This is a genomic window from Klebsiella sp. C349492 (assembly GCF_042055345.1).
Classification (GTDB): domain Bacteria; phylum Pseudomonadota; class Gammaproteobacteria; order Enterobacterales; family Enterobacteriaceae; genus Klebsiella; species Klebsiella scottii.
This window is the reverse complement of record NZ_JANQCE010000001.1, coordinates 1,142,279-1,168,256: the sequence shown is the minus strand read 5'-3', so window position 1 is coordinate 1,168,256 and position 25,978 is coordinate 1,142,279. Positions and strand designations below refer to the sequence as shown.

Here is a 25,978-nt window from a genome sequence, read left to right as displayed (position 1 = left end):
TTCATTAGCTGACAAATTAAAAAGGAAACCCAATGCAACGCAAACTCACAACGCTTGCCCTGGCATTCGCCGCTCTGACGGTTAGTTCCACCGTCGCGGGCAAAACCCTGGTTTACTGCTCCGAAGGATCGCCGGAGAACTTCAATCCTCAACTCTACACCTCCGGTACCAGCGTCGACGCCAGCGCGGTCCCGGTGTATAACCGGCTGGTGGACTTTAAGGTGGGCACCACCGAGCTGCAGCCGAGCCTCGCCGAAAGCTGGGAGGTCAGCGAAGATGGCAAAACCTACACCTTCCATTTGCGCAAGGGCGTGAAGTTTCAAAGCAACAAGTATTTTACCCCCACGCGCGACTTTAATGCCGATGACGTTATCTTCTCCTTTATGCGGCAAAAGGACGCGAAGCATCCATACCATAATGTCTCCAACGGCAACTATTCCAATTTTGAAAGCCTCGAATTTGGTCAGCTGATTACGGCGATTGACAAGCCTGATGAATATACGGTGCGCTTTACCTTAGCCCATCCCGAAGCGCCGTTTGTTGCCGATCTTGGCTGGTATTTCGCCTCTATTCTGTCGGCGGAGTATGCCGATGCGATGCTTAAAGCGGGCACTCCGGAGCGCGTCGACAACGATCCAATCGGCACCGGGCCGTTTAAGCTCGCCCAGTATCAAAAAGATTCGCGCATTCTTTATACCGCCTTCCCGGAATATTGGCAGGGCAAAGCGAAGACCGACCGCCTGATATTTAGCATTACTCCGGACGCCTCGGTGCGTTACGCCAAACTGGAAAAGAACGAGTGCCAGGTTATGCCGTTCCCTAACCCGGCGGATCTGCCGAGAATGAAGGAAAATAATAATATTAATTTGCTGAGTAAGGCGGGTCTGAATACCGGATTCCTTGCTTTCAATACCCAAAAGCCGCCGCTGGATAATGTCAAAGTGCGCCAGGCGCTGGCGCTGGCGATTAATAAACCGGCGATTATCGAAGCCGTATTCCACGGCACCGGTACGGTGGCGAAAAATCTGCTGCCGCCGGGCGTCTGGAGCGCGGACGCGGAGCTGAAAGATTATGACTATGACCCGCAAAAAGCCAAAGCGCTGCTGCAGGAAGCGGGGATGGCCAACGGCCTGACTATCGACCTGTGGGCGATGCCGGTCCAGCGCCCGTATAACCCCAACGCTAAGCGCATGGCGGAGATGATTCAGGCGGACTGGGCGAAAATCGGCGTGCAGACCAAAATCACGACCTACGAGTGGGGGGAATACCTCAAGCGCGTTAAGGACGGCGAGCATCAGGCGGCCCTGATGGGCTGGACTACCGCCACCGGCGATCCGGATAACTTCTTCGGGCCGCTGTTTACCTGCCAGTCGGCCAACGGCGGCTCCAACTCGGCGAAGTGGTGCTATCCGCCGTTCGATAAGCTGATTAGCGAGGCGAAATCGATAAGCGATCGTCCCCAGCGCGAGGCGCTCTACAAGCAGGCGCAGCAGATGATGCACGATCAAATGCCGGCGGTCATGATTGCCCACTCGACTATTTTTGAACCGGTGCGCAAAGATGTTTCCGGCTATGAGATTGACCCTTTTGGTAAGCATATTTTTTATCAGGTTGATATAAAATAAACTCCGCCCGGCCTGGAAACAGGCCGGGCGTTTTTTATTGAAACTGTGAGATGGATTGGTTTCACACCGCTGACTTCTTGCTAAAGCCCGTTTAAAGCAACATGGTGCCCATCTGGAATGCCGGGAACTGCGGGTGAAACGATGTCAGCCAAAGAAAATCTTTATCGCAAACTGAATACCCTTTATCGCGATGGCGTATCAGGATTTACCACGCGTGATTGTGAATCCTTTACGTCCGCGAGCCGCAGCGTTATTAGTCTTTATCTCAATCAGCTTTGCGATGAAGGTTATTTGCGCAAAGAGGCCACGCGCCCCGTGCGCTTCTGGCTAACGGACCGCATACCTTCCGTCGCCGATGATGAGCCGCAGAGCCCCGGCGTATTCCAGTCGCTGATTGGCGCCAACGGTAGCCTGAAACATGCCGTTGAGCTGTGCCTCGCCGCGGTCAGCTATCCCGACGGCGGCCTGCCGGTATTGATTACGGGGGAAAGCGGCGTCGGCAAAAGTTACCTGGCGCAATTGCTGCACCAGCACGCGGGAACGGTGGGGATTATCTCATCGCAGGTAAAACTAATAGAACTAAACTGTGCCGATTACGCTAATAACCCGGAACTCTTGTCCGGGACCCTGTTTGGTTATATCAAAGGTGCCTTTACCGGCGCGGAAAAAAACAAATCCGGCCTGCTCGACGAGGCCGACGGCGGTTTTCTTTTTCTCGATGAAATACATCGTCTGTCGGCGGAGAACCAGGAAAAGCTCTTTTTATTTATGGATAAAGGCTATTTTTATCGTTTGGGGGATAACCGCCAGCCCCATCATGCGAAGGTTCGCTTTTTATTTGCGACGACTGAAAATAGTGAAAACGTACTGCTGACCACCTTCCTGCGGCGTATTCCCGTTACCGTTGAGCTACCCGGCTGGAACGCGCGCCCCTATATGGAACGGCTGGCGCTTATCTCACATTTTTTTGCCCGGGAAGCCCGGCGTTTTAAGCAGCGGGTCCATGTTGACGGTGCGCTGATCCGTCAGCTGCTCGCCACCCCGGCAAAAGGTAATATCGGTGAGCTAAAGAATCGCATCAAAGTTCTTTGCGCCTCGGCATGGGCGCAGCGCGGAGCGGAGGAGATAACTATCCGCAGCGCATCCGGCGTTCGCGGCGAGCACGATACGGTAACGTTTAGCGAGGGAGATGACGGGACGCTACCCGTAGATCTTCTGGCAACCTCCTGGATCACCCGCGATGAACAGCTGCTGGAGAATTTTTGTCGCGCCGCCAACGTGCCGCTGTTCGTCAATAAGCTGGAGGAGCATGCGAGCCTGCCCGGAGGCAATCTGTACCACGGGATCGTCTGGCAGCTGGTGCGGGATACGCTGCAGGAGTTTAGCGAGCTAACCGGTATTTCCGTTCCGGCAACGGCGGAGAAAGCGGTCTTTCATAGCCTGCAGTGGTGCCTGAGCAGGGAGGTCGATCCCGACAGCGTCGGGCGGCTCATCGGCGTGACCGGATATGTTCCTCAGCGGGCCCGGCTGCTGGCGGATGAGTGTATTACCCTGTTTGCCAAACAGTTTCCCCGCACGCAGCTCGCCCTGATGAAACCACTGCTCAGCGCTATTTTTTATCATCAAATCGAGTCCGCGCCGCTGATTCAGGGCATCGTTGTCGCGCACGGGCGCTCGACGGCCTCGAGTATTGCCGGTACCGCCAACCGTCTGCTGGGCGGGTTCTATCTTAAGGCATTTGATATGCCGCTGTCGGTGAATACCCGCGGCATTATTGCCCATCTGACCACCTGGATTAATCAGCTGGAAGAGCAGCACGGCATGATTATTCTGGTCGATATGGGATCGCTGCAGGATATTTATAGCGAAATAAAGCTGCATATCCAGGGCGACCTGCTGGTGATGAACAACGTCAGCACCTCAATGGCGCTGGATATTGCGGGAAAAATTCAGCATCAGCTGTCGATGAAGGCCGTTGTCGATAGTATTAAAGGCGCATGGGAGGTGGAGGCTCGCTACTATTCCGGCCTGCTGCAGGGCAATAAGATTATTATCTCCTGTATTTCCGGTGAGGGCGTATCGCGCCAGCTGCAAGAAATCACCCGCCGCTATATTGCTGATGAAACGCTGGAAATTGTGACCATGGAGTATGACGATCTGAAATGGAAACTATCGAAAGCCGATAGCGCCTTGTACGGCACGCGTTTACTGATCACCACCACCGAGCTTAATGCCGGCTATATTCCGCAGGTTAATACCCGACAGCTGATAAATGATAAGCCGGAACTGCTATGGAAGAACTATTTTTCAGATTTGCTCACCGCAGATGAGCTGCAAAAGATGATTGATGACATCGTCATTCTTTTTACCCTCGAAGGGGTGGTGAGCCATCTTACTTTTCTCAACCCGAATATCATCATTGAGGAAGTGGAGCAGGTTGTTAAGTATTTCGAGCTGAGCTACAGCATTCATTTTGAAAGCTATCTGAGAATCAATCTTTTTATGCATCTGGCGGCGTTAATTGAACGCCTGCTGACCCATGACGGCCTGACCCACCGCGATGCGTTTGAACTTAACGAACGCCAGCAGCGCTTTATGGCCCTGGTTCCGGATGCATTCCGCACGCTGATTAATAAATATCGTATCTCGCTGACAACCACTGAAGCGTTGATGATTTATGAACTGATGGAGCCGTGGATCGCGCTGCCCGAAGAGGAAGTGTTGAAAACAGGGCTGAATAGTGTTTAACGAAAAATCAACCTTAAACACTACCATTAACTTGTTGATAATATTATTTAAATAAACATGGCACGTTAATTGTATTAGTCATTGCACTGACTCTCAACTGGAGATAATGCAAATGGCATCAACACAGTGGATCGCGCTTGGTCCCAAAGTGATTATTGTTACCGGCGGCTGTTCAGGAATCGGCGAATGGATCGCCAAAGGGCTTGCCGGCAACGGCGCTCAGGTGGTGGTGGCGGATATTCAGCAGCCGGCGGCGGCGGCGGTTGTTAGCGGCGTTGATTACCGTCAGTGCGATATTACCGACCGGCCATCCGTATGCCGGCTGATCGCCGATGTCGTTGCGCGCTACGGGCGTCTTGATGGGCTGGTGAATAATGCCGCGGTTAATCGCGCGCGTCTGCTCGTCGATTATTACGGCAGCCAGCCTGAATATGAGTTAAGCGATGATGATTTTGACTTTATGGTCAGAATTAACCAAAAAGGCCCTTTTATTTTTACCCAGGAAGCGGCGCGGATCATGATCGGGCAAAAATCCGGGGCGATCGTCAATATCGTTTCTGAAGCCGGCATCGAGGGTTCAAAGGGACAAAGCTGCTATGCCGCAACCAAAGCCGCGCTGCACGGCTTTACGCTCTCGTGGGCAAAAGAGCTTGGGGCCTTTGGCATTCGGGTCGTTGGCGTCGCGCCGGGCATCAATGAACCAACGCCGATGGGAAACGCTGTGCACCGTAAAGCGCTGGCCTATACCCGCGGCATGGCGTTCGCCAGTATAGACGAAGACTACAGCCACAAAATTCCCCTCGGACGACCCGGTCGTCTGGAAGAGATCGCCGATCTGGTGAGCTGGTTACTGTCGGACAGGGCCAGCTATATCACCGGAACGACGATTAATATCACCGGAGGGAAATCCCGCGGTTAATTATCTCTATCAGGATTTCTTTATGGATCAAAAGATTGCAGCACCCTGGATTCTGGTGATTTCTCACGGCGGCTTTGGCCGCGAGTTAGTTAAAAGCTGTGAAATGATTTTAGGCAAAATGGACAATGTTTACTGCTTTTCCCTTGAGCCGGGAATGGCGCCGGAGCAGCTCATGGATGATATTTCAGCATTACTTTCTGCTGCCCCGGAAAATATTATTATCTTCACCGATATCTATGCCGGTACGCCATCTAACGTGGCGGCTATTTTTGCCAAGCTCAGAGGCTATCCGGTTATTTGCGGCATGAACTTACCGATGTTAATTGAAGCGGAAATGCAGCGTGAAGAAGTGACTTTGTCAGAGCTTGTCTCGCGAATTATTGAAGCAGGAAACGGCAGTATCAAGAACATCACCTCTATAACTAATGGTAATGAATATGAATAATATAAAACTGGTCCGGGTCGATTTTCGACTGATCCACGGTCAGGTCATTACAAAATGGCGGAACATCATCGCAGCAACTGAAATTGTTATTGTTGATAATAAACTCTCGCAGGATAGCTTTCTGGCGGATATTTATGTGATGGCGGCGCCTCCGGGTGTTGATGTTCACGTGCTGTCAGAAGAGAGTTTCCTTTCGAGGCTTCACGATGGTTATTTTAGCAATGGCAAAAATAATGTGCTGTTGCTTTTTAAATCGATTGGCAACGTTAAGAGGCTGGTTGAGCGCGAGGTGCTATTTAGCTCCGTGCAGATTGGCGGACTTGGCGGTGGCGTGAACCGGCGCAGCGTCGTAAGCGGTATTTCGATCGATGAGCAGGATTTACAAGACCTGAAATATATACGGCAAGGTGGGGCAGAGGTTTATTTCCAGGTGACTCCGGAAGAAGTCAAGTTAAGCCTGGATAAAGCCATTGCCCGGCTGGAGGGTTAATCATGGTTGAAGTCGCAATTTTTACCGGCATCTGGTACTGGATTTGTAAAACGGACGTTGGCTATGCCATCACCCACGCGATCCGCCAGCCGCTGTTCGCCTCGGTACTTATCGGCCTGATTATGGGGGATGTCACCCAGGCGGTTATTATCGGCGCCGCGATCCAAATTCTTTACATCGGCCTGGTGGCCGCGGGCTCGAACCTCCCCGCGGATGACTGCCTGGCGGGGCTGGTGGCTATTCCGCTGGCGCTGAATACGGGGCTGTCGCCGACGCTGGCGATCGCTATCGCCGTCCCGGTCGGCGTCATGGGGGTCTTTTTAGACCAGTTCCGCAAAACGGTCAATGCGGTATTTGTGCATATGGCCGACAGGTATGCCGAAGAGGGAAACGTCAGACAGATAAAAATGTGCGCTATCGTCTGGCCGACGGTCCTCGGTTTCTTTATTCGTTTCCCGGTTCCCTTTTTGGCCAACATGTATGGGAAAGACAGCATTACCGCTTTCCTGAATAGCGTTCCGGAGTGGTTGATTCACGGATTTAGCGTCGCCGGTGGGCTGCTGCCCGCGCTGGGATTTGCCCTGACCATTTTTGTGATTGGTAAAGCTGCGCTCCTGCCCTGGTTTTTTATTGGTTACTTTCTGGTGCAGTTTAGCGGTATTCCGGTATTTGGCGCCGCTATTTTTGGTCTCAGCGCCGTTCTGCTTATCTCCTATTATCAAAACCAAAAAGGTGCCTGAGGATGAACGCTATGGACTCCAAAAAAATCACTGAAAAAGACGTTAAGAACAGCTGGCTTTATTACTACATCGTTGCTGAGATGGGCATCTCATACGAACGCCTGCAGGCCCTGGGATTCGTCACCGCAATTTTGCCGGTTTTGCAAAAACTGTATCCGGAAAAGGAGGACCTGAAGCAGGCGATTAAGCGTCACCTGGTGTTCTACAATACTGAAGCCGTCTACGGCGCACCGATTAACGGTATTGTGATCGCGATGGAGGAGCAGAAGGCCAGGGGGGCCGATATTGATGATGACACTATTACCGGTATTAAAACCGGGCTGATGGGGCCGATGGCGGGAATAGGCGATTCAATTGACTGGGCAACCTTAAAGCCGATTATTTTTGGCCTTGCCGTCACCCTGTCAACCAACGGCAGTATTCTTGGCGCATTTTTCTTACTGATGCTGCCGCTGATCCAGATAATCGTCGGGCGCAATCTCGCCGCCTACGGCTACCGGGCGGGCCAGGCGTCAATTCGCGAAATACTGCAGTCGGGGCATATTCGCACCTTGATAAACGGCGCCAGCACCCTCGGGCTGTTTATGATGGGTGCGCTCTCGTCGACTTATGTGAAGTTAAGCACGCCGCTTCAGTTTAGCTTTGGCGACCAAAATAAGCCGTTTATTTTGCAGCAGGTGATTGACAACATTGTCCCCGGTATTTTACCGCTGCTGGCCGTATTCGGTATTTACTGGTGGCTGCTAAAACGCAATCAAAACTTTACGATTATTATGGTCCTGATTATTGCCGTCTCTATTTTTGGCGCTTTATTCGGCATATTCTGACAGGAGGTAAAGATGCGAGCTTTACATTTTGGCGCCGGCAGCATCGGGCGCGGGTTTATTGGCGATCTGCTGGCAGGATCTGGCTATGACATTACGTTCGTTGAGCGTAATGTCGAGCTTAACGCGCAAATAAACGCACAGCATGGCTACAATTTGTATCTTATAGAGAAAGAATACCAAAAAAAATTTATTCCTACCCTGCGCGCATTATCTCCGGAGAGCGACTTCCCGGCGGTTGTTCAGGCTATGGTTGATGCGGACCTGATTACGACCGCGGTGTGGGCGGATAATCTGCCGAAAATTGCCCCGCTGATACTGGCGGGGCTGCTCGCCAGGCGACGCGCCGGCCGCCCGCGCATCAACGTGCTGGCCTGTGAGAACGCGCTCCTCAACGGCGAGATCCTGCGTCGCGAAATTCAGCGCTGCGCCGGTAGCGAGATGGCTGAAATTGATGAGCTGGCCGCTTTTCCCAATACCGCGGTAGACCGCATGGTCCTGACCACCCGGCGGGAAGGGCTTGATGTCGTTGATATCGGCGTCGATTATGAACTGGTTATTGATAAAAACGGCCTCGTCGATGAGGGCGCGTTGCCTGTTAATGATGCTATTTATACCCACGATCTGCGTAAATATCTTGAGCGTAAACTCTATATTATTAACGGCGGGCACGCGTGGGCCGGATATATCGGACATCTCAAAGGCTATCAGACGATGCAGGAAATCTTTAGCAATGATGGACTGCGGGGCGAAATACAACAGAGCATGCGCGAAACGGCGCAATTGCTGCACCTGAAGTATGCTTTTCCGCTTGTCGAACTGGAGGAGTATATCCGCTTTGTTATCAAGCGTTTTAGCACTCCCGGCATCACGGACACCGTTCGCCGGGTATGCCGTTCGCCGATCCGCAAGCTGTCGCCTGAGGATCGACTGACCGCCCCCTGCGTGCAGTGCGAGGCCGCGGGGCTTCCCGCAGATTATTTAGTTAAGGGCCTTGCGGCCGCTCTGCACTATTTCGATCCGCAAGATGAGCAAAGCGTTACTTTGCAAAAATATATCGCTGAACATAATGCGAGTCAGGCAATAACGCACTTTACCGGAGTTCTACAAAATACGCGGCTACATGATGCGATTTTATTTCAATATGCAGCGCTAATGCCGCACTGATATTCTGATTTTTTGAGGTGTTTATGTCTTTTACCAACAAAGACGGGCTTGCTATTGCCAAAAATATGATTGCCGTTATTCAGCAAAATAAAACCTGGCTGAGCGAAATAGACGGCGCCGCGGGCGATGGCGACCACGGCATCAATATGAATAAGGGGTTCACCCTTGCCGGACAGGCGCTAACGCCGGCAATGACCATGACCGAGGCTTTTCAGACTATCGGCGAGAAGCTGCTGAACGACATTGGCGGCTCAATGGGGCCTCTGTATGGCTGCTGGTTTGCCGGGCTCAGTCGCGGCGGCGCAGAGGAGGTGATTGACGCCGCCGTACTTCAGCGGATGTTCACTGGCGCGCTGGCCGATCTGCGTGAGCTCACCCCGGCAGGGCCCGGCGATAAAACGCTGCTCGACGTGCTGATCCCCGCCACCGATGCGCTTAGCTCGCTACTGGCTCGCGGGGAAGGCGAGATACGCGCTCTCGAATCAATGCGGCAAACGGCCAAGGACAGTTTTGCCGCGACGAGCGGCCTGGTTTCCCGGGTCGGCCGCGCCAGCCGTCTCGGAGAACGCAGCCGGGGCTGCCCCGATGCGGGAGCCGGCTCATCGATGCTGCTGCTGAGCGCTTTTGCCGACACAGCGATTGTATTAATCAATAAAGGGGAAAACTGATGCAACGATTTATAGATGACCCTGATGACGTCGTGGACGACATGCTGGCGGGCTTTCTGCTTGCGCACGGGAGCGAGGTGCAGCTGAGCGCTGAAAACCATCGCGTGGTGCACCGTCGTTCTGCTGCCGATATTGCCCCCCGCGTGGGGCTGGTCACCGGCGGCGGCAGCGGGCATGAACCGGCATTCTTGGGCTACCTCGGCGCCGGTATGCTGGATGCCGTGGCCGTTGGCGAGGTGTTCTCATCCCCGGTGGCCAACGCTTTCCTTGATGCGATGCGAATTGCCGATCGCGGCAGGGGCGTGGCCTGCCTGTTTGGCAACTATGCCGGCGACTCGATGAACGTCCAGATGGCGCTGAAACAGGCCCGGGAACTGGGCCACAGCGTCGCCATCGTCAAAGCGCGGGATGATATTGCCTCCGCGCCGCCGGAGCGGGCGGAGCAGCGGCACGGTATCGCCGGCGGCATCTTTATGTGGAAGGCGGCCGGCGCGGTGGCCGCGGCGGGCGGCTCGCTGGAAGAGACCGTCGCTGCCGCCAGCCTGGCGGCGAACAACACGCGCAGCGTCTGCGTCGGGCTGGCTCCATGCGCAATTCCGGCCGTGGGTAAGCCTAACTTTGCCATTGCCGACGGCACCTATGAGTTTGGTATCGGCCACCACGGCGAAGCCGGGAGCCACGTTTCCCCCTTAGCCAAAGCAGAAGAGATCGCCGCCGTGATGGTGGAGGCGTTGCTGGATGATTTTTCCCTGGCGGAGGAGCAAAGGGAGTTCGCCGTCATGGTCTCAGGCCTTGGCGCCACGCCGTTGATGGAACAGTATCTGATGGCGGGCCGTATCGGCCATCTGCTGACTCTGCGCGGCCATCGTCTGTGGCGCAGCTACGTTGGCAACTATGTCACCTCGCTTGAAATGAACGGCCTGTGCCTGACGCTTTTACTGCTCGATGACTCCCTCAAAACCTACCTTGACGCTCCGGCTACGGCCGTGGGCCTGGCATCTTTATAATCAAAAGGACGATACGATGAAACTGCAATTAGCTTTGGATGAATTACCTCTTGCTGAGGCGCTGGCGCTGGCGGAAAAACTCCGTGAGCACGTGGATATCATTGAAATCGGTACGCCGTTTGTTATTGCCCAGGGCATGGCGGCGGTTGAGCGCTTTCACGAACGCTTTCCCGAGAAGGAGCTGCTGTCCGACGAGAAAATTATGGATGGCGGCTACTTCGAAAGTAAGCTGGCTTTTGATGCGGGGGCAAATTACGTAACGACGCTCGGCGTCACCGATATTCTCACGGTGAAGGCCTGCCTGAGGGCGGCGGAAGAGGCCGGCCGCGATGTGGTGGTTGATATGATTTGCGTTGACGATCTGCCAACGCGTATTCGCGAGCTGGAGGACGCTGGCGTCCGACATCTTGCTGTCCATACCGGCGCCGATCAGCAGGCGGCGGGAAGAGAGCCGCTTGAAGACCTGCGGGTTATCAAACGGCACGCCAGGTATTCTCGCATCTCCGTCGCCGGCGGCATCAATAGCCGGACGATTGCGGACTATGTGGCGCTAAAACCGGACGTGGTGATTGTCGGCTCGGCCATTACCCGCGCCGAGGATCCGCTGGAAGAAGCGCGCCTGATTAAAGCGGCGATGGTTAACGCCTAAGGAGATGATGATGAAAAGCTGCGATAACCTGCTCGCTATTATCTCAGAACTGGCCGACGACGCCCGCCAGGTGGACGGCGATGCGGTGACGCGCCTTGGCGAGATGATCCTCACGGCCGAACGTATCTTTGTCGCCGGCGCCGGGCGTTCCGGATTTGCCGCGCGGGCTTTTTCTAACCGATTAATGCATCTTGGTTTTAGCGTCTGGTTTGTCGGTGAACCGACCACCCCGTCAATTCAGCAAGGTGATTTATTGATTGTCGGGTCGGGGTCGGGAGAAACCGGCAGCCTGGTGACGATGGCGCAGAAAGCCAGCGGGCAGGGCGCGCGGATTGCGACGCTAACCATTTATCCGGACCACACGATAGGCCGGCTGGCGGATGTGGCGATCCGTATTCCCGGCATTACGGCCAAAAGTGCGGAGTCATCGACAAAGGCGGCGACCATTCAACCCACCGGTTCTTCTTTTGAACAATTAAGCTGGCTTATATATGACAGTATAATTATTTATCTCAAAGATAAAACGGCGCAAAGCGATGCCCAGATGTTTAGCCGTCACGCGAATCTGGAATAAATCCGTCAGCTGATGCGCGGCTGCGATCGTGAATAGTATTTTTCTCAAGCCGGAAATAAATCCGCCCACCGTGGCGGATTTATTTTTGCCAACGCCTGGCGTTTCACCCTTTTTGTCACAACACTTACCCTGGTGTTTTGCTATAAACCGTGCCGACAACTGCATTTACAGGGATTCATCATGCGTACTCATTTTATATTTAAAGCCGCTGCTCTTGCTGGCCTGTTAGCCTTAACCGGCTGCGCTGCCAAAATTGCCCAACCGGATCGGTATTCAGGTTTTTTAAAAGATTATTCCAACTTAAAAGAGACGACCTCAGCATCAGGTAAAGCGGAACTGCGCTGGATTTCACCGGATTACAATCCGAAAAACTACGATAACGTGGTCTATAACCCCATCACCTATTACCCAATCCCTAAACCCTCTACCCAGGTTGGGGCCCAGGCGCTGAGCGATATTCTTACCTACGCCAATAAGCAGATGAAGCAGGCGATTGCCGAGCGTAAAACGCTGGCGACAACCGCAGGTCCGCGCAGCCTGATATTCCGCGGCGCCATTACCGGCGTGGATTCCAGCAAAGAGGGGCTGCAGTTCTATGAAGTGGTGCCGGTGGCGCTGGTGGTTGCGGGTACCGAAATGGCAACCGGGCACCGTACGATGGATACCAACCTCTACTTTGAAGGTGAGCTGATCGATGCCGGGACGAACAAGCCGGTGATCAAGATCGTGCGTAAAGGCGAGGGGAAAAAACTGGCCAACGAAAATACGCCGATGACCATTGATACCCTGAAGCAGGTTATCGACGATATGGCTATCGACGCGGTGAAATTCGACCCGACGCAGAAATAATCCCCCCGCGCCGTTCGCCGGCGCGGCTGAACGTCTCCCCGGCGGCATCGCTGCCGGGGAGTGCTGCTGACTCCCGCCAGTTACGCCAGCCTGCGGCGCAGGAACAACTGCTCCGGTCGGGCGAACATCACCAGATTACCCACCAGAATCAACGCCAGCCCGGCGACCGCGTTGCCGTGCCAGACGTAGCCTTCATAAAAGGTGGAGATCGTCAGCGCAACCAGCGGGAACAGCAGGGTGCTGTAGGCGGCCTTGCCGGCGCCGATTCGCCCGACCAGCGTGAAGTAGGCGCCGAAGGCGATAACGGAGCCGAACAGGGCCAGATAGAGCAGCGCGCCCATATAGCTCAGCGTCCACTGGGGCGAGAAATCATCGCCGCGTATCAGGGCGATTGCGCCCATCACCAGGGTTCCGTAGAGCATCGCCCAGCTGTTGGTGGTTAGCGTTTCCAGACCCCGGCGCTGGTGGCGGATGCTGAGCATATTCCCCAGCGAAAAGCCGTAGGTCCCCAGCGCGCTAAGGCCAATCCCCCACAGCAGAGAGGCGTTCAGGCCGTTGCGCGTCAGATCGTCCCAGAACAGCGTCACGATCCCGGCCAGCCCCAGCGCGGCGGCGAGCCAGAAACGACCCGGCGGCTGCTGGCGGAAGAAAATAAAGCCATTGATGGCGTTAAACAGCACCGCCATAGAAAAAATCACCGATTCAAGCCCGGTGTTGATATGCGCCGCAGCGGTATAAAAGCACCAGAAATTAAAACAGAACACGCAGCAGCCCTGCAGGACGCAGAACAGGTGATCGCGCAACGCCAGCGGACGCAGGCGGCGGGTGACCAGCAGAATCGCCAGCATGGTAAGGCTGGCGACGGCGAAGCGCCAAAAAATCGATACCGGCGCGGCAACCGGACCCTGCTGGAGAAAAATGGCAATCCACGTCGTGCCCCAGATAACGACGACCAGCCCATAGAGTAATGCGTTCAAAATATCTCTCCCGTAAGAACACTCGCGGGCAGTGTGGCGGCTTTTCGCCCGCGCCGCTGTCACCATCTTGTTACGGACTTGCAAATTCTTGCGCTTATTTTGTTTTAAGGGGCCGGGAGGTCTGGTATCCGCCGTCGACTCTCCATAGACTACGGGTTTGCGGAATCTGATTTGTGAAGGCTATGGCTTACGGGACTTTCGAAACATTACGTCGACAAAAAGCCGTGCTGCGGGAAACGGTGGAGCTGAACTCCGGCATTCAACTGGCGGCGTGGTACAACAACCTCGATACGGTGACGGTACGCAGCGACCACCACACGCTGAGCCTGTACGTTGCCGACGGTTACGAAAGCTATCAGAAAACGCCGCAGGGCTGGAAAAACGGCGGCGGGCCGGACCGCTTCTGCCTGATGCCAAAGGGCGCTGAAAGTACCTGGGATATCCGGGGAGACCTCTCTTTTGTCCACCTCTACTGCACCGATGCGCATCTCAGACGCGTCGGGGAACAGATCTGGGACCGCAGCCCGGCATCGTTTAGCCTGCAGGAACAAACCTTTTCCCAGGATGATAAAATCACCGCGGTCTATCGTCAGTTTCTCCTCGACTACGACTGGCAGCAGCAGGCCAACCAGCTGACCTTAAGCTCCGCCAGCACGCTGCTGCTGACCCACCTGATCCAGCACTATTCGAACGTCCAGTGGCGCTTACCGACGGTCACCGGCGGCCTGGCGCCGCACGTTCTGCGCACGCTGCTGGCGTGGATTGAGGAGAATCTTGACCAGCCGCTGACGCTGGCCGAGCTGGCGCAGGAGACGGCGCTCAGCGAATATCACTTTGCGCGGATGTTCCGCCAGTCGATGAAAATGGCGCCGCATCAGTACGTGATGCAGCGCCGTATGGTTCGCGCGCAGGAGCTTATCTGCCACAGCGCCCGTTCGCTGACCGACATTGCGCTGGCCTGCGGTTTTAGCTCCGCCAGCCATTTCAGCAACCGCGTTAAAAGCGCCACCGGGCTGACGCCGTCGCAGCTACGCGCGGCGCAGCGCTGACAGCAGAGCGTAGCTCGCCCCGCCCAGCAGCAGGCCCCAGAAGGCCGAACCAATTCCCGCCAGGGTGATACCGCTGGCGGTGACCAGAAAGGTCACCACCGCCGCATCGCGCTCGCTCTCATGATTCAGAGCCTGAAACAGACTCCCGCCGATGGTACCCAGCAGCGCCAGCCCGGCGAGCATCTGGATCCACGCCGTCGGCAGCGCCGACATCAGCGCGGTAATCGAACCGCCGAAAAGACCGGCAAGCAGATAAAAACCGCCCGCCGCCGCCGCCGCAAGCCAGCGGCGCTGAGGATCGGGATGGGCGTCCGGACTTTGACAAATCGCGGCGGTGATCGCGGCAATGCAAATGGAATAAACGCCAAACGGCGACAGCAGCAGCGCCAGGCCGCCGGTCGCCACGATAAGCGGCGACGCCGGCACCGGATAGCCGGAGGCCTGCAGCGTGGCGAAGCCGGGGGCGTTTTGCGACGCCATAGTGACGAGGAAAAACGGCAGCCCGACGCTGAGCAGCAGAGAAGGGGTAAAGTGCGGCGTGATGAACGTCGGCGCAACGAACGAGAGGCTGAGATGTTCCCCGCTTACCTCGCCGCTGGCCCAGGCGATGGCGCCTCCCACCAGCAGCGCGGCGACAACCGCGAAGCGCGGGAGCAGGGCCTTGCAGATAAGCCAGGCGCCGAGCATGCCGCCGCAGAGGGCAAGATTACCCTGCAGGCTGGAGAAGGCCTGCAGGCCAAAACGCAGCAAAATCCCGGCCAGCATCGCCGCCGCCAGCGAGTGGGGGACGATTTTCATCAGGCGGGCAAACAGGCCGGTCACGCCGCAGAGCACGATTAAGGCGTTGGCAAAAACGAATACCCCCACCGCCTGCTCCAGCGTCACGCCCTGCAGCCCGCTTACCAGCAGCGCCGCGCCGGGAGTGGACCACGCGGTGAGGATTGGCACCTTACGCCACAGCGTCAGCGCGAGGGTGCTGACGCCCATACCTAATCCCAGCGCCGTCATCCAGCCGGCGATTTGCGCCGCATCGGCCCCCGCGGCGGCGGCGGCTTGCCAGATAATGGCCGCAGAGCTGGCGTAGCCGACCAGCACCGCGATAAAGCCGGCGAGCAGCGTCGGCAGCGGAAGGGAAAACGAGCGCATGATAACCTCTTGTGCGTTATAACATCCGATAAAATGTACCACCGTGCGCTATAGCGCACAAGGGGGCAATCGGTAGCGCCTGCCGTCAGCGGAAAATGTGATCGCTATCGACTCCCGATGGCGATAGCAGATTGCTCTATGTTGCCAGCAGCTAATTTCATCCGCTTCTTAAGATTGTGCGTTATGTTTCCGGTAACAAAGAGGAGCGAGAAATGGAAAAGTTTTGGTACGGCGTTGCTTATTATCGTGAATATTTAGCAGAGGAGCGTTTGCAGGAAGATATTGCCCTAATGAAAGAGGCGGGTATTAATTACGTGCGGATTGCGGAAAGTACCTGGAGTACCTTTGAGCCACAGGAAGGGGAGTTTGATTTCAGTTCAGTGACCACGGTTCTCGACGCCATGCATGAAAATAATATTGCGGTAATTATCGGCACCCCGACCTACGCCATTCCCGCATGGCTGGCGAAAAAACACCCGGAGGTTATGGCGACAACTCCCCAAGGGAAAAATAGCTATGGTCACCGCCAAAAAATGGATATTACCCATCCGGCCTATTTATGGTATGCCGAACGGATTATTCGCCAGCTATTAAAGACGACGGCCGCCCACCCGGCGGTGATTGGTTTTCAGATTGATAACGAAACGAAATATTATGACAGCTGCTCTGAAAACGTGCAGATTGAATTTATCAAGCATCTTAAAAAACGCTTTAATAATAACCTGGCGGAGATGAATCGCGCGTTCGGCCTTGATTACTGGAGCAACCGCATTGACGCCTGGGAGGATTTCCCGTCGCTGACCGGGACGATTAACGCCAGCCTGGGCTGCGCATTCAGGACCTTTCAACGTTCGCTGGTCACCCGCTTCCTTGGCTGGCAGGCCGGGCTGGTGCGTGAATATAAAAACGATCGGCAGTTTATTACCCACAACTTTGACTTTGACTGGCGCAACTGGTCGTTCGGTGTCCGCGCGGAGGTCGACCATTTTAAAACCTCCGCGGTTGTGGATATTACCGGGGTTGATGTGTATCACCCCAGCCAGTTTAGCTTAACGGGAGCGGAAATCGCCTTTGCCGGCGATATTGCGCGGGTGACCAAAGATCGCCGCTATCTGGTTCTGGAGACCCAGGCCCAGGCCTTCAAGGAGTGGACGCCGTTCCCGGGACAGCTGCGGCTGCAGGCCTGGAGCCACGTCGCCAGCGGCGCCGGCCTGATTGGCTACTGGCACTGGCATTCGCTGCATAACGCTTACGAAACCTACTGGAAGGGGATTTTAAGCCACGATCTGCAGCCCAACCCGGTTTACCAGGAGGTCTGCCAGACCGGCGCTGAACTGCGTGATTTCGCGGCGCAGGCGATGGCATATTCGCGCAAAAGCCGCATCGCCCTGGTGGTGAGCAACGAATGCCTGACGGCAATCGACTGGCATCCGTGGCGCGGGCATCAGTTCTCCCGCGATGCGCAGCACCAGTACAATGACATCTTCCGTCTGTACTATGACACGTTGTACCGGATGAATATTGAAGTGGATATTCTGGCCGTCGACGATCCGCGAATCTTTCAATACGAGATGCTGATCTTTCCGCTGCTTTATACGGTGAGCGATGAAAAGCTGCTGCAGATTAATGATTATATCAGGCAGGGCGGTCATGCTATTTTCTCATTTAAGTCCGGATTCGCGGATGAAAATATGAAAGTGCGCTCCTGCGTGCAGCCGGGAATTATCTCGGCGGCCGTCGGCGCCCGCTATCAGCTTTTTGTTGAGCCGCAGCGCACCGGGCTGACATCGAGCTGCCTGCCGTTATCGGGCCTCGATACCACAGTACATGACTGGATCGAGCTGCTGGAGCCGGAAGCCGACTCGACGGTATTAGCCCGCTACGAACATCCTTACTGGCATAAATATGCTGCCGTAACCTTTAATCGGTTTTATCAGGGGAGCACAACCTATATCGGCTGTCATTTATCTGGCGAGGTTTTAGCCGCAATATTCCGTCATGTAGCGACTGAAACCGCCTTCTCTGGAATATTTGATGACCATATTACCTTCCCGGTAATTATGCGCCGTGGTTTTGATGAACATAACAATCAGCTGATTTATTACTTTAACTATAGCGCCGAGCCGCAGCGCGTTAAATTTAGTCAGCCTGCCGGTCGCATGCTTTTTAGCGGTGAAACGATCCACGCCGGCGATGAGATCGATTTAGGCGATTGGGATGTGCAAATTATTCTGCTGGAGAACAAACCATGAGTACCTTATCAATTGCGCGGGAGCACTCCACTGACGATCGGCCTGGCTTTCGCGAGCGCCTGGCATTTGGTTTAGGGGATTACGGAACGAATCTTACCTATACGATGATGGTGACCTTTCTGGCATGGTTTTATACCGATATCGTCGGGATTTCCGCGGCGCTGATTGGCTCTTTAATGTTTTTTGCCCGGGTGGTGGATGGCGTAATCTGCGTGTTTGTCGGTATTCGTATTGATAAAACGGAGACCCGGCTGGGCAAAGCGCGGCCGTGGGTGCTTTGGACCGCCGTGCCTTTCGGCCTGTCGGCATTCCTGATGGCCACCGTACCCGACATTGGCGACAACGGTAAAATAATCTACGTGTGCGTGACCTACCTGCTGGCGAATATTTTTTTCACTGCCAACAATATCGCCTACGGCTCGCTGCTGGCGCTAATCACCCGCGATACCTGGCAACGCGGCGTCCTTAGCGTCTTTCGCAAAGGGCTCTCTACCTGCGGATCGCTGACCGTCGGCGTCTTTACCCTGCCGATGGTGGCGGCTCTCGGCAATAGCCAGACGGCGTGGATCCTGGTCTTTGCGATATTTGGTTTCTTCACCGCCCTGTGCCTGCTGCTGACCGGCGCCTGGACCCGCGAGCGAATTAAACCGGTGAATAAGGAAAACCGGCATCATATTCAAACGCGGGAAGTGGTGCGTTCGATAATCGGCAACCGCTACTGGCTAATGATCTTCTTTTATCTGCTGATAACCTTCACCAGCCTGACGGCGCTATCCACGATCAGCGTCTATTACTCGCGTTATATCCTGCAGGACGTATCGCTGATGTCGTGGATCAGCCTCGCGCAATATACCCCCGGGCTGATCACGCTGCTGGTTATTCCCTGGCTTATTAAGCGCCTCGGCAAGCGCAATCTGGCGCTGCTGGGGCTATCGGTGTGCAGCATCGCCTATCTGCTACCGTTATTCGATAAGACCAACTCGCTATTTATCATCCTGGCAACCGCCGTGCGCAGCGTCGGGTTCTGTGGCATCGGCGCGACGATGTTCGCTTTCCTCGCCGATACCATCGATTACGGCGAGTGGAAAACCGGCCTGCGAATTGAAGGCATCCTGTTTAGCGCCGGGACCCTCGGGCAGACGCTGGGAATGGGGCTGGGCAGCGCGAGCGTCGGCTGGATGCTGGGGGCGGCGGGGTTTATCAGCGGCGGCAATGCGGTGCAGTCGCCGCAGGTGGTGTCGATGATTGAATTTTTATTTATCGCGTTCCCCTTTGGCCTGGCGCTTATCAATATGGCGATCATGTATTTCTATCGCCTGGACACGCTCTACGAGCGGGTAGCGACGGACCTTTCGCAGGGGAAACTGGCGGAGTAATCTGCGGGCGCAATCTCGCGGTTGCGCCCTGTTTTAATGCAGGCAGAATAAGCAACATGGGTTAGACAGCGATGTGGTTGCCGACAATGAAGACAGAGACGATGGATGATGATCTGATTATCTATTCGCCATTAATGCGCAGTTTTACCTTTAACGCCTGGCTGGTGGCGGGCTATACGCCAATATTCCCGGGCAACAGGCTGGATACCTTCATTCAGCGCGAGCGGGGCATGAAGGGGTACATTATTAATATCACTCTCCGTGGCGCAGGGGTGATTCATCGTAATAACGAAACCTTCATCTGCCGTCCCAACGATGTCGTGCTGTTTCCTCCTGGCTGCCCCCATCATTATGGTCGCGAGGCGAAAAGCGATTGCTGGGAGCACCTGTGGATCTATTTTATGCCGCGCCCATACTGGATTGACTGGCTGAAATGGGATCGTCAATGGCACGACGTAGGGATAACCCGGAGCAGCGACGACGATTTTATTCAGCGCTTAAAGAGCGATTTTAAAGAGGTGATCCGCCTTTACTCCTCGGCGGACCGGCTGGATGCGATTCTGGCGGTAAACTGTCTGGAAAAGATTTTACTCCACTGTTTCAAGCTGCAGCCGGGTAGCAACTGCCTCTCGCTCGATCCGCGTATCATCGCCATCTGTCAGTACCTTGATGAGCATCTTGAGGAGAAGATCACCATCAATACGCTGGCCGCGCGGGCATTTCTGTCACCGTCACGGCTCGCGCACCTGTTCCGCCAGGAGACGGGAATGACGATTTTCGCCTGGCGAGAAAAACAGCGCATGAATCGCGCGTCGCTGCTTTTACAACACGCGCAGCTGACGATTGCGCACATCGCTCAGCTGGTGGGATACGACGACGCGCTCTATTTTTCCCGCCTGTTCAATCAGCAGTTTGGCGTGGGGCCCCGGGAGTACCGCAAACGCTTTTCGCAATTAAACACCCTGTAGAATCATATTAATACGCGTATAATTTCCGCTGAGAAAATCAGGAGGTGGAATGAATATTGCGCAACATCTTGCAGCGACCCTGAAAACGCTGCGTCAACAGCGCGGCTGGAGCCTGTCGCGGCTGGCGGAGGAGACCGGCGTGTCGAAGGCGATGCTCGGTCAGATTGAGCGCAACGAATCCAGCCCGACCGTAGCGACGCTGTGGAAAATCGCCACCGGGCTGAACGTGGCCTTCTCGACGTTTATCGTTGCCGATGATTCCGTTGCGCCGGCCGCCTTCGACCCGCAGCAGCAGGCGATGGTGGTAACGCCCGTTTTTCCGTGGGACCCGCAGCTGCGTTTCGACCATTTTTCCATCACCCTCGCTCCCGGCGCGCTCAGCGAGTCAACGCCGCATGAAAAGGGGGTGATTGAGCACGTGGTGGTTATCAGCGGAGTACTGGAGCTGTGCCTTGAGGGGCAGTGGCTGACCCTGCAGCCGGGGGAAGGGCGGCGCTTTGCCGGCGACCTGGCGCATGCCTACCGCAACAGCGGCGCGCAGACCGCCCATTTTCATTCGCTGATCCATTACCCAAAAGAAAAAGCCGCCGGCTGTTAACCCGCGGCCAATCAAGATGACTGATAAAACAATCCACAACGTGACGAGGAAAATCCGGAATACGCAGTGACTTTACCCTGTGGGGTTTTGGCTGGGAAATAGCTTTTCCTTCAATGCTTTGCCAGAATCTGAAAATTCACGCCGCGGCCGCGGTGGAAATTGTTTTCGTCTCTGCCCACTTCTGACTACAATAGCCGCCATTTCGCCCCCTATAACGGATAACAACAATCGTATGCGCCTGCAAAACCATCATCTTGAACTTCTTAGCCCCGCCCGCGATGCCGGGATCGCCCGTGAAGCTATTTTACACGGCGCGGACGCGGTCTATATCGGCGGACCGGGCTTTGGCGCGCGCCACAACGCCAGCAACAGCCTCAGCGATATCGCCGGGCTGGTGCCTTTCGCCCACCGCTACGGGGCGAAGGTTTTTGTGACGCTGAATACCATCCTTCACGATGATGAGCTTGAGCCCGCGCAGCGCCTGATTACCGACCTGTATGAAACCGGCGTTGATGCGCTGATCGTGCAGGATATGGGGGTGATGCAGCTGGATATCCCGCCGATTGAGCTGCACGCCAGCACCCAGTGCGATATCCGTAGCGTCGAAAAGGCAAAGTTTCTTTCCGACGTCGGCTTCAGCCAGATAGTGCTGGCGCGCGAGCTGAATCTGCAGCAGATCAAGGCGATCTACGAACACACCGATGCGACGATTGAGTTCTTTATTCACGGCGCGCTGTGCGTGGCCTACTCCGGGCAGTGCAATATCTCCCACGCGCAGACCGGCCGCAGCGCCAATCGCGGCGACTGCTCTCAGGCGTGCCGTTTGCCGTATACCCTGAAAGATGACCAGGGCCGGGTGGTGGCCTATGAGAAACACCTCCTGTCGATGAAAGATAACGATCAGACCGCCAACCTGGCCCAGCTGATCGATGCCGGCGTGCGATCCTTCAAAATTGAGGGTCGCTACAAAGACATGAGCTACGTGAAGAACATTACCGCCCACTATCGCCAGATGCTGGACGCGATTATTGAAGACCGGGGCGATCTCGCGCGTGCCTCCGCCGGACGCACCGAACATTTCTTTGTGCCCTCTACGGATAAAACCTTCCATCGCGGCAGCACCGATTATTTCGTCAACGCGCGTAAAGGCGATATCGGCGCGTTCGATTCGCCGAAGTTTATCGGCCTGCCGGTGGGCGAAGTGCTGAAGGTGGGTAAAGACCATCTTGACGTTGAGGTGAGCGAAGCGCTGACCAACGGCGATGGCCTGAATGTGATGATTAAGCGTGAGATTGTCGGTTTTCGCGCCAATATGGTAGAGAAAACCGGTGAAAACCGCTACCGCGTATGGCCCAACGAAATGCCGGCGGATCTCTATAAAGCGCGCCCGCATCAGGCGTTGAACCGCAATCTCGACCACAACTGGCAGCAGGCGCTGCAAAAGACCTCCAGCGAGCGGCGGATTGCGGTGGATATCACCCTCAGCGGCTGGCAGGAACAGCTGGTGCTGACGATGACCTGCGAAGATGGCGTCAGCGTGACCCACACCCTCGACGGCGAGTTCGCCGAAGCGACCCAGGCCGATAAAGCGCTGGCCAACCTGCGCGACGGGGTGGCGAAATTAGGCCAGACCATTTATTTCGCCCGCGATGTTGAGATAGCGCTGCCCGGCGCGCTGTTTGTGCCCAACGGCCTGCTCAATCAGCTGCGGCGTGAAACGGTAGAGATGCTGGATCAGGCGCGGATTGACGCCGCGCCTCGCGGCCGGCGCAAGGCGGTGTCCGTGCCGCCGCCGGTCTATCCGGAAACCCATCTCTCGTTTCTGGCTAACGTCTACAACCACAAGGCGCGCGAGTTCTATCAGCGCTACGGCGTGAAGCTGATCGATGCCGCCTATGAAGCGCACGAAGAGAAAGGCGACGTGCCGGTGATGATCACCAAGCACTGCCTGCGCTTTGCCTTCAATCTGTGTCCGAAGCAGGCAAAAGGCTCGATTAAGAGCTGGAAAGCCACGCCGATGCAGCTTATTCACGGCGACGAGGTGCTGACGCTGAAGTTCGACTGTCGTCCCTGCGAAATGCACGTGGTGGGCAAAATGAAGAACCATATTCTGAAAATGCCGCTTCCGGGAAGCATCGTGGCCTCCGTCAGCCCGGACGAGCTGCTGAAAACCTTGCCCAAACGCAAAGGGGCCTGATCGGCGCCGGGCGGAAGCGTCCACTAACCGGCAGCCCATCTGCCGGTTAGTGGACGGTTAAGATAACAAGTTAGGCTTTTAGCCCGGCGGCGGTCATTAGCAGGCGAAAACCCATGCTCACCGCCGCTAGCGCCAGCACGCTCCCGCCCCACAGCGCCACCATCCAGACTATCTGCTTAAGCCATAATCGATTCATCAATGATACCCCTCACCGTGTTGAACTTTGCCGCGGAATACGTAGTAACTCCAGAAGGTATAGCCGAGGATCACCGGAATAATCAGCGCCGCGCCCACCAGCATAAATCCCTGGCTCTGCGGCGGCGCGGCGGCCTGCCACAGGGTGATGGCAGGGGGAATAATATGCGGCCAGATACTGATCCCCAGTCCGCTAAAGCCAAGGAACACCAGCCCAAGAGTCAGCAGGAAAGGCCGCCCGTGATGGTCGCGGCTGCCTAACGCTCGCCATAGCCAGACGCTGAGAGCCAGCACCAGCAGCGGCACCGGCAGCAGGAAAAAGAGGTTCGGTAAGCTGAACCAGCGCGCGGCGATAGCGGGCTGCGCCAGCGGGGTCCACAGGCTGATAGCGGCAATCACCGCCAGCAGCGCCAGCAGCAGGGCCCGCGACGCGCCGCGCATTTTTTCCTGCAGCGGCTCCTCGCTTTTCATCACCAGCCAGCTGGCGCCCAGCAGGGCGTAGGCGATGCTCAGCCCCAGGCCGCAAAACAGGGTGAACGGCGTAAGCCAGTCGAGCATACCGCCGCTAAAGGTGCGGCCGCTGACCGGGAAACCGTTAATGACCGCGCCAACCACCACTCCCTGGGCGAAGGTGGCCAGCAGGGAGCCGCCAAGGAAAGCAACGTCCCAGAAAGGTCGGTGCGACGGCGTGGCCTGGAAGCGAAATTCGAAGGCCACTCCGCGGAAGATCAGACCGACCAGCATCAGCGTCAGCGGGATAGCCAGCGCATCGATAATCACCGCGTAGGCCAGCGGAAAGGCGCCGAACAGCGCCGCGCCGCCCAGTACCAGCCAGGTCTCATTTCCGTCCCACACCGGGGCCACGCTGTTCACCATCACGTTGCGATCCTCGGCGTCGCGGATGGTGCAGAATAAAATGCCAATCCCTAAATCGAAGCCGTCCATGACGATATACATCAGGGTGGCGAAAACGATGATGGCAAACCAGATTACCGACAGGTCGATAGCCATTAGTGGGACTCCTTTTGCTCAAAATTGCCGGTGGCGGCGGAAAGCGGGCGCGCCGGGGTGCCGGTGACCGGCGGATTGACCTCCTGCGGGCCTTTGCGGATCAGGCGCAGCATGTAGCTATAGCCCACGCCAAAGACCGAGCTGTAGACCACGAAAAACGTCAGCAGGCTGATGGTCATGTGCAGGTCGCCGTGGGCGGAAACGGCATCGGCGGTGCGCTGCACGCCATAGACGACCCACGGCTGGCGGCCAACCTCGGTGGTAACCCAGCCGGCGAGGATGGCAATCAGCCCCGATGGCCCCATCCAGAGCGCGAAGCGCAGGAAGGGCTTCGAGTGGTACAGCCGCCGGCGGTAGCGCAGCCACAGCGCCAGCGCCCCGAGCAGGATCATCAGCATGCCGAGGCCGGCCATCAGGCGAAATGACCAGAACACAATGGTCGAATTGGGGCGGTCCTCTGGCGCAAACTCCTTCAGCGCCGGAACCTGTTTATCGAGGCTATGGGTGAGGATCAGGCTGCCGAGCGCCGGAATTTCGAGGCCATAGCGGGTGCGCTCCTGCTGCATATCCGGCAAGCCGAACAGCAGCAGCGGCGTTGGTTCCCCTGGCCGGTTTTCCCAGTGGCCCTCGATGGCGGCAATTTTTGCCGGCTGATGCTCAAGCGTATTCAGGCCGTGCATATCGCCAATCATCGCCTGGATGGGGGCGACGATCAGCGTCATCCACAGCGCCATCGAAAACATGGCGCGAATGGCCGGGGTTTGGTTGCCGCGCAGCAGATGCCATGCCGCCGAGGCGCCGACGAACAGCGCGCTGCTAAGAAAGGCCGCGACCGACATATGCAGCAGGCGGTAGGGGAATGACGGGTTGAAGATCACCGCAAACCAGTCGACGGGCACCACCTGGCCGTTGACCACCTCAAACCCCTGCGGCGTCTGCATCCAGCTGTTGGAGGCGAGGATCCAGAAGGTCGAAATAATGGTCCCGGTTGCCACCATGCAGGTGGCAAAGAAGTGCATGCCGGGGCTGACGCGGTTCCAGCCAAACAGCATCACGCCGAGGAATCCGGCTTCGAGGAAGAAGGCCGTCAGCACCTCATAGGTCAGCAGCGGCCCGGTAATGCTACCGGCGAATTCGGAAAACCCGCTCCAGTTGGTGCCGAACTGATAGGCCATCACCAGCCCGGAGACGACGCCCATGCCGAAGTTCACGGCAAAAATTTTCGACCAGAAGTGGTACAGCGAGCGCCAGACGGGATTTTTGGTTTTTAACCACAGCCCTTCCAGCACCGCCAGATAGCTGGCAAGCCCGATGGTGATGGCGGGAAAGATAATATGAAACGATACGGTAAAAGCGAATTGAATTCGCGCCAGGTGGAATGCATCAAGACCGAACATGCAGTGCTCCGCAAAAAAATTGATTCCGCGCAATTTTAGGCGTCGCTTGCTTTCGGTTGCAGAGGCAGAAAGGCTCTTTTTTCCTATAACAGTCAGGTTACTGTTAT

24 protein-coding genes are annotated in these 25,978 nt (G+C 56.1%); 19 read left to right on the top strand and 5 right to left on the bottom strand.

Translation table 11 applies throughout. From position 1 onward, the window contains the following. Positions 1-32: 32 nt before the first annotated feature. The 13 genes from NWP14_RS05495 to NWP14_RS05435 all read left to right on the top strand — a co-directional run bounded on the left by NWP14_RS05495 (position 33) and on the right by NWP14_RS05435 (position 12,705). Entirely contained in the window at positions 33-1,625 is a 1,593-nt protein-coding gene (locus NWP14_RS05495; RefSeq protein ID WP_375214931.1) for an ABC transporter substrate-binding protein, read from the top strand. A 141-nt stretch (positions 1,626-1,766) separates the two neighbouring features. Further along, positions 1,767-4,373 (top strand): sigma 54-interacting transcriptional regulator, encoded by a 2,607-nt coding sequence (locus NWP14_RS05490; protein WP_375214930.1) that lies wholly within the window; start codon positions 1,767-1,769, stop codon positions 4,371-4,373. Between the two features lie 112 nt (positions 4,374-4,485). Next, positions 4,486-5,292, top strand: coding sequence for a sorbitol-6-phosphate dehydrogenase subunit (locus NWP14_RS05485; RefSeq protein WP_375214929.1), 807 nt, complete (start codon positions 4,486-4,488; stop codon positions 5,290-5,292). A 22-nt stretch (positions 5,293-5,314) separates the two neighbouring features. Further along, positions 5,315-5,737, top strand: a complete 423-nt coding sequence (locus NWP14_RS05480) for a PTS sugar transporter subunit IIA (RefSeq protein ID WP_095097455.1) — start codon at positions 5,315-5,317, stop codon at positions 5,735-5,737. Then, positions 5,730-6,227 carry a PTS sugar transporter subunit IIB gene (locus tag NWP14_RS05475; RefSeq protein WP_095098129.1) on the top strand — a complete coding sequence of 166 codons (498 nt, stop codon included), beginning with the start codon at positions 5,730-5,732 and terminating at the stop codon, positions 6,225-6,227. Before NWP14_RS05480 ends, NWP14_RS05475 begins: the two co-directional genes overlap by 8 nt. A 2-nt stretch (positions 6,228-6,229) precedes the next feature. Then, positions 6,230-6,967: a PTS sugar transporter subunit IIC gene (locus NWP14_RS05470; RefSeq protein ID WP_095097458.1), complete on the top strand. Its 738-nt coding sequence runs from the start codon at positions 6,230-6,232 to the stop codon at positions 6,965-6,967. Positions 6,968-6,978: 11 nt separating this feature from the next. Next, positions 6,979-7,794 carry a PTS system mannose/fructose/sorbose family transporter subunit IID gene (locus NWP14_RS05465; protein WP_128878286.1) on the top strand — a complete coding sequence of 272 codons (816 nt, stop codon included), beginning with the start codon at positions 6,979-6,981 and terminating at the stop codon, positions 7,792-7,794. A gap of 12 nt (positions 7,795-7,806) precedes the next feature. Next, positions 7,807-8,958, top strand: coding sequence for a hypothetical protein (locus NWP14_RS05460; RefSeq protein WP_375214928.1), 1,152 nt, complete (start codon positions 7,807-7,809; stop codon positions 8,956-8,958). A 23-nt stretch (positions 8,959-8,981) separates the two neighbouring features. Further along, the gene (locus tag NWP14_RS05455; RefSeq protein WP_346431571.1) at positions 8,982-9,626 is read left to right on the top strand and encodes a DAK2 domain-containing protein; all 645 of its coding nucleotides are present in this window, start codon (positions 8,982-8,984) and stop codon (positions 9,624-9,626) included. Continuing rightward, positions 9,626-10,633 carry a dihydroxyacetone kinase subunit DhaK gene (locus NWP14_RS05450; protein ID WP_375214927.1) on the top strand — a complete coding sequence of 336 codons (1,008 nt, stop codon included), beginning with the start codon at positions 9,626-9,628 and terminating at the stop codon, positions 10,631-10,633. Before NWP14_RS05455 ends, NWP14_RS05450 begins: the two co-directional genes overlap by 1 nt. 16 nt (positions 10,634-10,649) lie before the next feature. Continuing rightward, a complete protein-coding gene (gene hxlA, locus NWP14_RS05445) occupies positions 10,650-11,282 on the top strand; it encodes a 3-hexulose-6-phosphate synthase (protein ID WP_095097473.1) in 633 nt (210 codons plus the stop codon). A gap of 10 nt (positions 11,283-11,292) precedes the next feature. After that, positions 11,293-11,856, top strand: coding sequence for a 6-phospho-3-hexuloisomerase (hxlB, locus tag NWP14_RS05440; protein WP_095097476.1), 564 nt, complete (start codon positions 11,293-11,295; stop codon positions 11,854-11,856). 180 nt (positions 11,857-12,036) lie between these two features. Beyond that, on the top strand, positions 12,037-12,705 hold the full coding sequence (locus tag NWP14_RS05435) for a DUF3313 domain-containing protein (protein ID WP_095097479.1): 669 nt from the start codon (positions 12,037-12,039) through the stop codon (positions 12,703-12,705). Positions 12,706-12,785: 80 nt separating this feature from the next. On the opposite strand, the gene NWP14_RS05430 is transcribed toward NWP14_RS05435, so the two are convergent. Next, entirely contained in the window at positions 12,786-13,682 is an 897-nt protein-coding gene (locus tag NWP14_RS05430; RefSeq protein WP_095097482.1) for a DMT family transporter, read from the bottom strand. Between the two features lie 182 nt (positions 13,683-13,864). On the opposite strand from NWP14_RS05430, the gene NWP14_RS05425 reads away from it, so the two are divergent. Continuing rightward, positions 13,865-14,731: an AraC family transcriptional regulator gene (locus NWP14_RS05425; protein ID WP_331835758.1), complete on the top strand. Its 867-nt coding sequence runs from the start codon at positions 13,865-13,867 to the stop codon at positions 14,729-14,731. Here NWP14_RS05425 and NWP14_RS05420 read toward each other — a convergent pair. Beyond that, on the bottom strand, positions 14,711-15,877 hold the full coding sequence (locus NWP14_RS05420; protein ID WP_095097488.1) for a benzoate/H(+) symporter BenE family transporter: 1,167 nt from the start codon (positions 15,875-15,877) through the stop codon (positions 14,711-14,713). The genes NWP14_RS05425 and NWP14_RS05420 overlap by 21 nt on opposite strands. Before the next feature lie 212 nt (positions 15,878-16,089). Between NWP14_RS05420 and NWP14_RS05415 the strand changes: the two genes are divergently transcribed. The 5 genes from NWP14_RS05415 to NWP14_RS05395 all read left to right on the top strand — a co-directional run bounded on the left by NWP14_RS05415 (position 16,090) and on the right by NWP14_RS05395 (position 23,268). Continuing rightward, the gene (locus tag NWP14_RS05415; RefSeq protein ID WP_375214926.1) at positions 16,090-18,129 is read left to right on the top strand and encodes a beta-galactosidase; all 2,040 of its coding nucleotides are present in this window, start codon (positions 16,090-16,092) and stop codon (positions 18,127-18,129) included. Beyond that, positions 18,126-19,505 carry a glycoside-pentoside-hexuronide (GPH):cation symporter gene (locus NWP14_RS05410; RefSeq protein WP_331835299.1) on the top strand — a complete coding sequence of 460 codons (1,380 nt, stop codon included), beginning with the start codon at positions 18,126-18,128 and terminating at the stop codon, positions 19,503-19,505. The genes NWP14_RS05415 and NWP14_RS05410 overlap by 4 nt, the downstream gene beginning before the upstream one ends. An 86-nt stretch (positions 19,506-19,591) precedes the next feature. Then, on the top strand, positions 19,592-20,473 hold the full coding sequence (gene araC / locus NWP14_RS05405; protein WP_095097497.1) for an arabinose operon transcriptional regulator AraC: 882 nt from the start codon (positions 19,592-19,594) through the stop codon (positions 20,471-20,473). A gap of 49 nt (positions 20,474-20,522) precedes the next feature. Continuing rightward, on the top strand, positions 20,523-21,071 hold the full coding sequence (locus NWP14_RS05400) for a helix-turn-helix domain-containing protein (protein ID WP_095097500.1): 549 nt from the start codon (positions 20,523-20,525) through the stop codon (positions 21,069-21,071). A 232-nt stretch (positions 21,072-21,303) separates the two neighbouring features. Further along, positions 21,304-23,268, top strand: a complete 1,965-nt coding sequence (locus tag NWP14_RS05395) for a U32 family peptidase (protein ID WP_375214925.1) — start codon at positions 21,304-21,306, stop codon at positions 23,266-23,268. 70 nt (positions 23,269-23,338) lie between these two features. Here NWP14_RS05395 and NWP14_RS05390 read toward each other — a convergent pair whose 3' ends face one another. Genes NWP14_RS05390 through NWP14_RS05380 form a run of 3 tightly spaced genes read right to left on the bottom strand, consistent with a single transcriptional unit; the run spans position 23,339 to position 25,871 of the window. After that, positions 23,339-23,464 carry a DUF2474 domain-containing protein gene (locus tag NWP14_RS05390; RefSeq protein ID WP_095097506.1) on the bottom strand — a complete coding sequence of 42 codons (126 nt, stop codon included), beginning with the start codon at positions 23,462-23,464 and terminating at the stop codon, positions 23,339-23,341. Beyond that, on the bottom strand, positions 23,464-24,474 hold the full coding sequence (gene cydB, locus NWP14_RS05385) for a cytochrome d ubiquinol oxidase subunit II (RefSeq protein WP_375214924.1): 1,011 nt from the start codon (positions 24,472-24,474) through the stop codon (positions 23,464-23,466). Before cydB ends, NWP14_RS05390 begins: the two co-directional genes overlap by 1 nt. Further along, positions 24,474-25,871 carry a cytochrome ubiquinol oxidase subunit I gene (locus NWP14_RS05380; RefSeq protein WP_095097511.1) on the bottom strand — a complete coding sequence of 466 codons (1,398 nt, stop codon included), beginning with the start codon at positions 25,869-25,871 and terminating at the stop codon, positions 24,474-24,476. The genes cydB and NWP14_RS05380 overlap by 1 nt, the downstream gene beginning before the upstream one ends. Positions 25,872-25,978 lie beyond the last annotated feature (107 nt).